Source organism: Halomonas sp. 113 (assembly GCF_904067645.1).
In the GTDB taxonomy this organism is placed as follows: domain Bacteria; phylum Pseudomonadota; class Gammaproteobacteria; order Pseudomonadales; family Halomonadaceae; genus Vreelandella; species Vreelandella titanicae.
Window position 1 is genome coordinate 4,218,405 of the sequence record NZ_LR881453.1, and the last position, 11,494, is coordinate 4,229,898.

10 protein-coding genes are annotated in these 11,494 nt (G+C 57.2%); 1 reads left to right on the forward strand and 9 read right to left on the reverse strand.

Annotation, left to right across the window (positions count from 1 at the left end; genetic code table 11):
* Nucleotides 1–14: 14 nt before the first annotated feature.
* The gene (locus tag YERSI8AC_RS19870) at nt 15–1,817 is read right to left on the reverse strand and encodes an IlvD/Edd family dehydratase (RefSeq protein ID WP_159177377.1); all 1,803 of its coding nucleotides are present in this window, start codon (nt 1,815–1,817) and stop codon (nt 15–17) included.
* A 327-nt stretch (nt 1,818–2,144) separates the two neighbouring features.
* On the opposite strand from YERSI8AC_RS19870, the gene YERSI8AC_RS19875 reads away from it, so the two are divergent.
* The gene (locus YERSI8AC_RS19875; protein WP_022521914.1) at nt 2,145–3,221 is read left to right on the forward strand and encodes a TRAP transporter substrate-binding protein; all 1,077 of its coding nucleotides are present in this window, start codon (nt 2,145–2,147) and stop codon (nt 3,219–3,221) included.
* A 56-nt stretch (nt 3,222–3,277) separates the two neighbouring features.
* Here YERSI8AC_RS19875 and nanR read toward each other — a convergent pair whose 3' ends face one another.
* The 8 genes from nanR to YERSI8AC_RS19915 form a co-directional block, all read right to left on the reverse strand.
* Complete coding sequence (gene nanR / locus YERSI8AC_RS19880; protein ID WP_022521913.1) at nt 3,278–4,000, reverse strand: transcriptional regulator NanR; 723 nt, start codon at nt 3,998–4,000, stop codon at nt 3,278–3,280.
* Nucleotides 4,001–4,064: 64 nt separating this feature from the next.
* Nucleotides 4,065–5,141, reverse strand: a complete 1,077-nt coding sequence (locus YERSI8AC_RS19885; protein ID WP_022521912.1) for an Ldh family oxidoreductase — start codon at nt 5,139–5,141, stop codon at nt 4,065–4,067.
* A 62-nt stretch (nt 5,142–5,203) separates the two neighbouring features.
* A complete protein-coding gene (locus YERSI8AC_RS19890; protein WP_022521911.1) occupies nt 5,204–6,583 on the reverse strand; it encodes a TRAP transporter large permease in 1,380 nt (459 codons plus the stop codon).
* Nucleotides 6,584–6,621: 38 nt separating this feature from the next.
* On the reverse strand, nt 6,622–7,155 hold the full coding sequence (locus YERSI8AC_RS19895) for a TRAP transporter small permease (protein ID WP_022521910.1): 534 nt from the start codon (nt 7,153–7,155) through the stop codon (nt 6,622–6,624).
* A 128-nt stretch (nt 7,156–7,283) separates the two neighbouring features.
* Nucleotides 7,284–8,285: a sialic acid TRAP transporter substrate-binding protein SiaP gene (locus YERSI8AC_RS19900; protein ID WP_159177378.1), complete on the reverse strand. Its 1,002-nt coding sequence runs from the start codon at nt 8,283–8,285 to the stop codon at nt 7,284–7,286.
* A 198-nt stretch (nt 8,286–8,483) separates the two neighbouring features.
* The gene (locus YERSI8AC_RS19905; protein WP_159177379.1) at nt 8,484–9,677 is read right to left on the reverse strand and encodes a four-carbon acid sugar kinase family protein; all 1,194 of its coding nucleotides are present in this window, start codon (nt 9,675–9,677) and stop codon (nt 8,484–8,486) included.
* On the reverse strand, nt 9,674–10,675 hold the full coding sequence (gene pdxA, locus YERSI8AC_RS19910) for a 4-hydroxythreonine-4-phosphate dehydrogenase PdxA (RefSeq protein WP_159177380.1): 1,002 nt from the start codon (nt 10,673–10,675) through the stop codon (nt 9,674–9,676). Before pdxA ends, YERSI8AC_RS19905 begins: the two co-directional genes overlap by 4 nt.
* Entirely contained in the window at nt 10,672–11,436 is a 765-nt protein-coding gene (locus YERSI8AC_RS19915; protein WP_159177381.1) for an SDR family NAD(P)-dependent oxidoreductase, read from the reverse strand. The genes pdxA and YERSI8AC_RS19915 overlap by 4 nt, the downstream gene beginning before the upstream one ends.
* Nucleotides 11,437–11,494: the final 58 nt, after the last annotated feature.

Here is an 11,494-nt window from a genome sequence, read left to right on the forward strand (position 1 = left end):
TAGTATTCGCCTCTTCAGTGATTATCCCTGGGCGGATGCTGGCGAGCCACATCGCGGTACTTGGTGGCGGGTTCCAATGTCATACCGCGGTCCAGCGGTTCGACCATGCTGCGCTGGATCTCCTGCCAAGGCGTCTGGTGGCCAGGGTAGCGGTAACCGCCCTGCTGGGCTAAACGCTCCCGGCGGGCTTCCAGTTCACTGGGTTCGATCAGCAGCTGCACCTCACCGCGCTTGAGATCGACCCGCAGACGGTCGCCACTCTCCAGCAGCGCCAAGCCACCCCCGGTAGCGGCTTCCGGGGAAGCATTGAGAATCGACGGTGAGCCGGAAGTGCCCGACTGGCGGCCGTCGCCCAAGCAGGGCAGTGATTCGATGCCCTGCTTGATCAGCGCCTCCGGCGGCTGCATATTAACCACTTCGGCACCACCGGGATGCCCTACCGGCCCTGCACCGCGCATTACCAGAATGGTGCGTGCATCAATGTTGAGCGCTGGATCATCAATACGGGCGTGATAATCCTCGGAGCCATCGAATACCACCACCTTGCCTTCAAAGGCTTCCGGGTCGCTGGGGTCATTCAGAAAGCGCTCGCGGAAATCCCGGGAAATCACGCTGGTTTTCATCAGTGCCGAATCAAAAAGATTGCCCTTGAGATTGAGGAAGCCCGCATGATCCACCAAGGGGTCGTTATAGCGACAGATCACATCGGGGTCTTGGGTTTCGCAGCCCTGCAGATTATCGCCGATGGAGCGGCCATTGACCGTCAGCGCATCGCCGTGCAGCTTACCCGCCGACTGTAGCTCGTGAAGGATCGCCGGAACGCCGCCGGCACGGTAGAACTCTTCGCATAGGAAAGCACCGGCAGGCATTACGTTGGCCAGCAGTGGAATTTCATGGCCCAGGCGCTGCCAGTCATCGTTATCCAGCTCGATGCCTGCATGGCGGGCAATCGCATTGATATGTACCGGCGCATTGGATGAACCGCCCAGTGCCGAGCATGCCACGATGGCGTTCTCAAACGCTTCCCGGGTCAGAATATCCAGCGGGCGCAGGTCTTCCCACACCATATCGACAATCCGCGTACCCGTGTCGTAGGCCACCATTGCGCGCTCTTTATAGGGCGCAGGAATCACCGCCGACCCCGGCAGGCTCATGCCCAGGACTTCCGCCATGGAATTCATGGTAGAGGCGGTGCCCATGGTGTTGCAGTGGCCTATCGAAGGCGCTGAATCGCTGGCGCGGGAAAGGAACTCTGCGTAGTCGATATCCCCAGCTGCCAGCCGCTTGCGAAGCTCCCAGATAATCGTGCCTGAGCCCACCCGCTCGGCACCGCGCCAGCCGTTTAGCATCGGACCACCGGAGAGCACAATGGCCGGAATATTCACCGTTGCCGCGGCCATCAGCGCAGCCGGGGTGGTTTTATCACAGCCGGTGGTCAATACCACGCCATCTAGCGGGTAGCCATGGAGCACTTCCACGATGCCCAAGTAAGCGAGGTTCCGATCCAGCGCAGCAGTGGGTCGGCGCACGTTCTCATGAATAGGATGCATGGGAAATTCAAACGGCACGCCACCTGCGGCGCGAATTCCGTCTTTAACCCGCTTGACCAAGTCAATGTGGTGGCGGTTGCACGGGGTTAAATCAGAGCCCGACTGGCAAATACCAATGATCGGCTTACCGCTGGTCAGCTCATCCAGAGTAATACCGTAATTGAGGTAGCGCTCAATACATAGCGCCGTGGTTCCGGGGTGATCAGGGTTATCGAACCAGTAGCGTGAACGCAACTGCTCAGGAGTTATTCGCTGAAAATTGGCCATGGTTCCGCTCCACGCCTAAAGTAAATATACAAGTCGGCAGGCGCGCTTTAGGCACTCAAACTGCCCACCAACACTAACGATGAAGAAAGCTTCCTAAAATGTAGGGAAGAGTTGCCATGACGGTACGCGTTCTTACCCGCGGCGTCGATACATACAAAAGTATATGTTGAACATATATCAAAAACATTAGACATTCACCTAAGGGAGCGGCACTTACACCTCTATAAGCGAGTGCCGCTTACACACAACAACAATCAACCACGCTGCAGCTCGTTAGGAATATCCCCTTAGCGTAGCGACCTGCAGCACGCCAGGAGAGTGACGACTATGCACCATCTTTGGAAACGCACCCTATTAATGACCGGCGCTACACTGCTCAGCTCAGGCATTGCCTACGCGCAAACGCCTGACCTTTCCGATCCGCCAGAGATAGAGGGCGGTACCGTGGGTGACCACGGCAGCGTCACTCTGCGCATGGGATTGGGCTTGGCGGAAAGCTCGCCTCAATATATCTCTAGCCAATACTTTGCGGATATTCTCGACCAGCGCAGCGAAGGGCGTATCAGCGTTAATATCTTTCCCAACAGCCAGCTTGGCGATGACGTGCAGATGATGGAAATGCTGCAAACCGGTACTCTGGATATGACCTACCCTTCCTCTTCACCCGCTACAGGTTATGTCGAGGAGCTGGCAGTCTTTGACCTTCCTTTCCTACTGCCTACTCGGGAAGCGGCTATAAAGGCCATGCGTAGCGATGCTGCCCAGGAGATGCTTGATGCCTTCGATGGCACTGGTCTAAAAGCCCTGGCATTCTCTGAAAACGGCTTCCGCCAGCTCTCCAATAGTGCTCGTGAAGTCGCTTCACCAGAAGATGTGGCGGGCCTGGACGTTCGTGGCTTGTCTATTCGCACCATGGAGAACCCAGTGCACCTGGCTATTTGGGAAGCGCTGGGCGCCAACCCGACCCCGATGGCATTTGGTGAACTCTTCTCCGCCATGGAACAAGGCGTTGTCGATGGCCAGGAAAACCCTTGGAGCACCATCCTGACCTCCAACTTCTATGAGGTGCAGGATTACGGCTCCGAAACCCGTCACGTTTATACGCCCTTCATCAAGATGATCTCTCAGCGTACCTGGGATCGCCTCGATCCAGAGTATCAGGAACTTGTTCAGGAAGCCGCGCTGCAAGCAGCGGATTACGAAATCCAGCTTTCCAGCGAGTACGACGACTGGGCACGGGATCAGCTTGAAGAACGCGGCATGCAAATTACCCGTCTTAATGACGAGCAGATTGCCGCTTTCCAGGAAGCCGTGCAGCCGGTTTACGAAGAGTGGGCACCACGCATCGGCGAAGATCTCGTGACTGAATTCCAAGAGATTGCTGAATCGACAATGACCGAGTGATCCCATCCCTGCCGCCGAATAAAAAAGGCGGCAGGATTAATTGGGTAGCATGAGAATTAAGAAGCGTCCGAGAGGCGCTTTTTAAGCTGCATATAGGTGCCGTAGTGACGGTCGAGGTGGCGCCGCATGGCTGCCTCGGCCGCATCTGGGTCACGAGACTCTATCGCTGCGATGATTTCGGTATGCGCAGCGGTAGCCGCTTTGTCTTCGTCCTTCTGTTGCAGTACCAGCGCGCGGCGATCGTCCAACCACTCAGAGAGCGCCACATGGATAGCATCAAAAATGGGGTTACGGCCAATGCTGGCCAACACGCCATGGAAGTCATTATCAGAGCGTTTAAAGCGTGCTTCATCACCTATTGCATCGCGATTATCCGCTAATGCATCGCGCAGCCTCGCTAGATCCTCTTCACTGGCATTACGCGCCGCGTAGCGAGCCAAAGATATCTCGAACATGGCCCGCGCTTCCTGGAAATACTGTTGACCATCGGGCTTAGAAAGTAGCTGTCGGGTTACCCCAGAAAGCCTGGCCATCACCGCCTCAGCGGTGGGACGAATTACCCTGGCGCGGGTACCGCTGTTGATGGCGATAAGTCCTAGCTGTTGCAGGTGGAACAGTGCTTCACGCACCGCGGGTCTGCCAACACCAAACTGCTCCATCAACTCCCTCTCTGAAGGCAGTTGATCGTTTTCACTCAGCCGCCCCTCGAGAATCTCCGCCTCAAGCTGCTCAGCGACCTGTTCCGATAGCGTTTTACGCTCGATCCGGTATCTGCTCATAGGCAGTCACCCCTGGTTAACCTGGAATTTTCCGCCATTTTACTGCATTTCTGGTCATTATCCTTCAAACCAGCCGAGAGAGCGGCGCTATTTGGTACTGCTCGGCGATCTCGGCATAGGCTACTTGATTGGCAGAATCAAGCGGAATGCCTTCGGCGTCGCGCTGAGCCTGGCAGCGCCATTCGCGATCACCTGGTGCCATTACCTGGGCATTGGGTGCAGCAGGCTGGGCGCGCAGGTCGGCTAGATACTCAGCCATTCCTTGCGCAAAAGTGCCTGCATCCGCAAACGCATCCGGTTTCATGACCAGGAAGAAGTGCCCTACCCCGCGTGGCGTCGCCATGTCTGGCCCACCCATAGGCAGCAGCTTAAAGCCATGCTGCATGCCCGACAGCATCGAACTCAGAACCTCAACCATGCCACCCAATCCCGCGCCCTTGAAGCCGAAGCCGCTACCACCCAGCGGTAACAGTGCGGCCACTTCACCAGGAACGCGGCTTACCTGCCCGGTAGCATCCGCCGCGACCTGGTCTGGCAGTTCACGCCCAATCGCCCCGTACTGCTGCACGCGATTCCAGGGCACCGAGCTGGTCGCCATATCCAGCAGGTAAGGCGACTCGCCCGCCACCGGCGCCGCAAAGGCGATGGGGTTGGTACCGTGAAAGGGTTTGGCGCCCTCATGCAACAGCACGAAAGGATCCGAATTGCAGAACGCCATGCCGAGATAACCGCGCTCAGCCGCTGCCAACGCATAGCACCCCGCCGCACCGAAGTGCGACGAGTTGCCCACCGCGACGGCGCCCATCCCCACCGTCTCGGCCATCGCCATGGCGTGCTCCATGGCGGTATAACCTGCAAGGTGCCCCAACCCGTCGTCAGCATCCAGAAAACCGGTCGCCGCCAGGCGCTGGTGGAACTGCATGTCGGGCGCGCCGTTGATCCGCCCGCCCTTGAGCGCCTGCAGATAGTGGGGCAGCAGACGCAGGCCATGGCTGTCGGTGCCCATACGTGAGGCGGTAATCAGCGCGTGAGTGACCGCGTTTGCTGATGCCTGATCAGCACCTGCCGCCTTCAGAACGGCTTGCATGAAGCGGGCAAGATCTTCGCGAGCGACGCGAAAATTTGACGACGTATCTCTCATTAATCGATAGCTCCTGGTTTCAGTCGGGCTACTGGCTGACCATTGGCCAGCCCCGGTAATGCTTAACGATAAATCAGTGTTGGCAGCCACAGCGAGATAGCTGGAATGAAGGTAACCAATAGCAATGCGATGACCAGCGGCACCAGGAACGGCAGCGTGCCACGCATGCATTTCTCGAAGGAAATTCCGGACACTCGCGACAGTACATACAGCACCATGCCTACCGGCGGCGTTAACAAGCCGATCATCAGGTTTAGCACCATGATCACGCCAAAGTGCACCGGATCGACACCCGCAGTAATGGCCACCGGCAACAATACCGGCACCAGGATGGTGATCGCCGCGATGGTCTCCATAAAACAGCCCACCAGAATCAGCACCAGGTTGATGATGATCAGCGTGGCGATGGGGTTATCGGCAAATGGCCCGAGCAGGGTCACGACATGCTGCGTGACCTGGTTGCTGGTCAGGATCCAGGCAAATATCGAGGCACCAGCGACGATCAGCAGGATCACGGCAGTGGTTTCAATAGTTTCCATGCTCACCTTGAGCAGGCGGCGCCAGGTCAGGCTACGATAAACCACTCCCCCCAGCACCAAGGCGTAGACCACCGCAGCAATCGCCGCTTCGGTAGGAGTGAAGGCCCCCGACATTATGCCGCCGACGATGATGACCGGTGTTAAGAGTGACAGGAAGGCGCGCTTGAACGTATGACCAAGCACCGGAAACGAGAACACCGCATCGCGGGTATAGCCGCGCCGCCGTGAAATGATCGTGATCATGGCCATTAGCACCAGCCCCATTAACAGGCCCGGTACCAGGCCGGCGACGAACAACTGGCCGACCGACACCGAGGCCATTACGCCATAGATAACCATCGGCAGACTCGGCGGAATAATCGGGCCAATGGTCGAAGATGCCGCAGTGATACCCACCGAGAACTCCTCGTCGTAACCGGCATCTTTCATGGCCTTGATTTCAATGGTACCTAGCCCCCCAGCATCGGCGACTGCGGCTCCTGACATGCCGGAAAAAACAATGCTGGCGCCTACATTGACGTGCCCCAGACCGCCACGCATCCAGCCCATCAATGCTTTGGCAAAGTCAAATATCCGCACGGTAATGCCACCATTGTTCATTAGGTTACCGGCGAGTATAAAAAACGGAATCGCCAACAGGGGAAAGCTGTCGACGCCGTTGATCATGCGATGCATCACGACAACATCGGGTACTCTGCCGGTCAGCAGCACATACAGCAGGCACGAGCCGGCAAGACTAATGGCGATCGGCACCCCTATCACCAGCAGGGTAAAGAGCGCCGCAAACAGGAACAGTAAATAGTGCTGGGTGGCGGCCAATGCGATACAGCCGAGTATCGCGACAGCCGCGACCAATGGCGGTACTATCGCACCGCCGCGCCTCACAGCCAGAATGTTGGGCATTGGGGTGATCTCCGAGAGAGTAGCGTGTTGGCGTGTTGTTATTGGGTATTGAGCAGTTCACTGGTGCCCGAGCGCCAGTGACGAATAGCCACCTCCACCCCTCTCACCAGCATGATGATAAAGCCCACCATCACCAAGTAGTAAAGCCAGCTTTTAGGGATATCCACAGAGGTCATCATGGCACTGGTACGATCAGCCAGTTTGAAGGTGATCCAGGCCATGCTGGCGAAGAAGGCAATATTGATCAGGTCTACCAGCGTCGACATCACGCGCCCCAGCCACCCCGGCATGTAGCGATAGAAAAATTCCACTGCGATATGCGATCCCTTTCGCACGGCCATGGTGCTGCCCATAAAGCCCACCATAACCAATAGATAGCGCGCCATCTCCTCCGTCCAGGCGATGGAATTACCCAGCACATAGCGGCTGAAAAACTGCATAAAGACATCCAGTGCCAGTAGCCAGAAGATCCCAAGCGTCAGGAAATCCTCCAGGGCATAGTCGTGAATGTTGAAGGAATCATCGTCGAGACCTGCAAGGCTGGTCTCGTCAGTAGAGTCAGTTTGGATCATGGAAGGCTCCCGCTTCGCCCCACCCGAGGCTTGGGCGGGGCGAGTCTTGGTCTACGAAAAAAACGATCCCGGAAACGTACGGATTCTGGAAAACTCAGGCCTCACGGCATTACCGTCCGATAGTCTGATTACTGGCCGATAGCCTGCAGACGATCATAGGTTTCCTGATCCCAAGTCGCCGCTTCACCGTTATGGGCAGGAATCGTGGCTTCGCGGAAGGGTTCTATATCGACTTCGTTGACGGTCACACCCTGCTCTTCGAACCAAGCCACCAGCTCTTCCTCGGATTTCAAGATATCTTGAGTGATGCGCTCGCCGGCTTCGGTGTAGACCTCACGGAAAACCTCACGATCCTCCTCGGAGAGGCGATTCCACAATGGGCCACCGGCGATGGTGATTAGCGAATCGGTGATATGCCCGGTCAGATTGATATAGTCCTGCACCTCATGAAACGCTTTGGCGCGAATGGTCGGCAGTGGGTTTTCTTGAGCATCCACCACACCTTGCTGCAGCGCCAGATAAACCTCGGAGAAAGCGATCGGAGTGGGGTTGGCGCCCACCGCTTCGGGGAACATCATGTACATTGGCGCATTGGGCGTACGAATTTTCAGGTCTTGCATGTCCTCCGGCGTATTGATCGGTTCGTTGGAGGTTACATGGCGACGCCCGTAGTAGTTCATGGCCAGCGGTACGTTACCGGTTTCATCCTGGTAGCCCTGGGCGATTTCCTTGAACAGGTCGCTATCAGCATAGGCCTGCCAATGGTCAAAATCGCGGAACATATAGGGCGCGCCAGCGATCCCCACCGGGCCATAGAAACGACCGGCAAATTGGTTGCCGGTGTAGATCAGATCAACCGTGCCAAGCTGTAGGCCTTCGTTGATGTCCGACTCCTTACCCAGTGATGACGCCGGGTGGACACTGATCGAATAACGGCCATCAGTACGCTCCTCGATTTCATCTGCCGCCCACAGTGCCCACTCGTGGTAGGGCTCGGATGTCTCATAGACGTGAGCAAAGGTGAGTTCTTCTTGCGCATGCACAGCACCGGTCACTGAGAGACCACCGGCGATAAGCGTAGCGGTCAGCAGGCGGACCATCTTAAGCGATTGTTGGCGTTTGTGGCTCATCGTGTACTCCTCACAACCATTGGATTTGTTGTTGGATAGTGTGATTTGCTGCTATTTATTGTGATGTATTGGTTATTTTTTAAGCGGCGGCAACCAACGTAACCGATCATAGCGCTGTATACGTGTCATACCACCAGCTTCAAACTTAGTTGGCTGCCCGCAATCGCGCAACTATCCAGGTAACGATTTTAGTAGTGCCTATGATGATTCAAGCCGTGGAGCGAACTGATGGTATAAGCGCACCAGCAGTTGAGGATCGCCAAAGCCACCTGCTTTAGTCATCACTCGCTTTCGCCTATCGCCATCCATACTCCCTAGCGCCACCCCGGGTGACCACTCCGTCTCGACACAGATATAACTCACCCCCAGTTGAGTCAGCACGGCCATGGCGGTATCCCCGCCGGTTAAAAATAGCAAACACGGATCATCGTCCCGCCAGGCAGACGTAATGTCGGTCACTTTGGAAGCCATCGACTCGGCGACTTGGTTTGCCGTGCGTTCCTCACTCTCTCCGGGCACAACCACATAGGCCCCTAAGGCCGGGCTACTATTACAGGGTGTAGCAGAGGGCTCGGTACACGCTTTAATCACGGCCAAACCGGGCACGTATTGTCGCAACTGTTGGAGCTGTTCGGCAGCACGAGGGCTTCTAGAACCGATGGCATAAAGCACTGCATTGACGCTATTCAACGCTCGAAACGGTGCATCAGGCCACCCGAAAAGGCGCTGGGCGATAGCCGTTGCCAGCCCCGCAGCCCCCGCCATTGCTCGGCGGCAGCCAGCACTCGACACGAGCTGATAGAGCGCAGCAAGCTCCTCGTCGCTTTGGGCATCGGCGATACAGTCCCCGTTAGGGAGTTGAGCGCCCTGACCAGAGCGATAGCGCTGCAGCGGTTGTCCGCTGACGGCAAATGCCTGATCAATGGGGCCGATCAGAGGTGTTGAGAGGGCATCCTGTTGGTAGGTGGTATCAGCCAGTGGAATGCCGTCCACCCACACTTCGGCATTACGCACTGCTCGCCCCTGGGCCGGTACCGCGGGAGCCAACAGCAGGGGAAAGCCAAGCGCTTCCCGCAGTGCTGTGCACTCTGCGACTACTTGGCCACGCAGGGTTGAATCGACTTTCTTGAACCACTCCTGCGGCGCGACTCGCGTGAGCAAACGCACTGCTTCGCTTACCCGAAGCGCCGCCTCCTCAGATTGCAGATGGCGGGACTGGGTATTCACGGCGATGACCTCTGGCCACTGGCCTTGCCATGCCTCTAGCGTTGTCGCTAATGCCTCCAGGCTAATCACCACGCGGACATCTGCGCCTCGCGCGGCAAAGGGTGCTGAAGTGTCCAGCGCGCCCGAAAGATCATCGGCAATAATCGCCAATCGGCAGCCGCTCATGCCTTGGCGCCACTGGCTAACCGTCGCGCATAGGCAATCGCTGACCCCATGTTGGTGGCATCGGCTTTGCCCTGCCAGGCAATATCAAAGGCGGTGCCGTGATCCACCGAGGTACGCTGCAGCGGCAAGCCAAGGCTGACATTGACCGTGGTATCAAAAGCAATCAGTTTGACGGGAATATGGCCCTGGTCGTGATACTGGGCGATGACCAAATCGAACTCGCCTTTCGAAGCGCGGTAAAACACCGTATCCGCAGAGATCGGCCCGCTCACATCAAAACCCCGTTCCCGCAAGCGTTCCACCGCTGGGGCGATACAGCGACTATCTTCGTCGCCAAAAATCCCCCCTTCACCGCAGTGCGGGTTGAGGCCTGCCACGGCAATGCGCGGGGCATTCATACCCAACGCGAGCAAGTGCGCGTGTCCTGCTTCAACGGTGGCAATGATGCGTTCAGGGGTCACCCGGTCGATCGCATCACGTAGCGACACGTGAGTGGAAACATGCAGCGTCGAAAGCGTCTCAGATGCCAGCAGCATAAACGACGAGGGCGCACCGGTCAGCGATGCCAGCATCCCGGTGTGGCCATCGTAATGGTGCCCAGATTCATGCAACGCCGCCTTGTTCAGCGGGGCGGTGACAATCACCTGCGCCCGCCCCGCCTGCACCAATTCCACGGCTTTATGAACGCAGCGAAACGCCATATCACCCGCACCGGCGCTAATTTGACCATCAGCAATCTCAACGCCTTTCGGCACCTCGACCACACCGACCGCCACACAATCCTTATCGCTCTCTGCCTGCTCCAATGGCACGAACTCAAGCACAACACCAACACTTGCCGCCGCACGGCGATAAATAGCCGGGTCACCGATGACCATCGCCGTGGCACGTTCGGTGGCGGACATAGCACTCAGCGCGCGGCAAATAATCTCAGGGCCGATGCCAGCAGGGTCGCCCATGGTGATAGCAATTTCATAACAGCGTGGGGAGCTATTCATGGCATTAACTGCCCGCCGTTGACCTCAATGATTTGACCAGTGACATAGCCACTGAGCGTATCGGTCGCCAGAAAAACGTACGCGCCCACGCACTCTTCCGCCGTGCCCAAACGCCCCATGGGAATCGATGCCCGAGCTGCGTTTAGATGAGCATCGCTTGAGTGGCGCTCATGAAAATCGGTCGCAATCGTACCGGGGGCCACAGCATTCACGCGGATATTATCCCCGGCAAGTTCCTTGGCCATATTTCGCGTTATCGTGCTCACAAAGCCTTTTGCTGAGGCGTATAGGCCAGCGCCTCCCCCGCCGCCATTACGTGCGGCAATCGAGGTAGTGTGAATAATATTGCCGCCACCTGCGCGACGAAAATGCGGTAGCGCCGCCCGACTAGCCATAATCACTGAACGGACATTGAGATCCATGACCCGGTCATATTGGTCATCGTCCATCTCACCTAAGCCAACCCGGCCCAGCATGTCCCCCGCGTTATTGATCAACAGGTCTAAACCGCCCAGACGCTCGGCGGCATCGTCGACGAGTTTTTGGGTCTCGCTGGTGTGGCTGACGTCTGCTTTAACGGTAAAGGCTTCCCCACCCGCATCGCGAATCGCCTTAGCCACTGCTTCAGCGGGCGCTTCACTGTTGTGATAGTGCACCGCTACATGCGCTCCCAGCGCCCCCAATTGCTTCGCCACAGCCGCGCCAATGCCACGGCTAGCACCGGTGATAAGTGCTCGCTTACCGTTCCACTCGTCTAACATGAAATTCTCCTTAACACTTTTGCTTTTATTGTGAGAGCCACACTTAGCGAAACCGTCG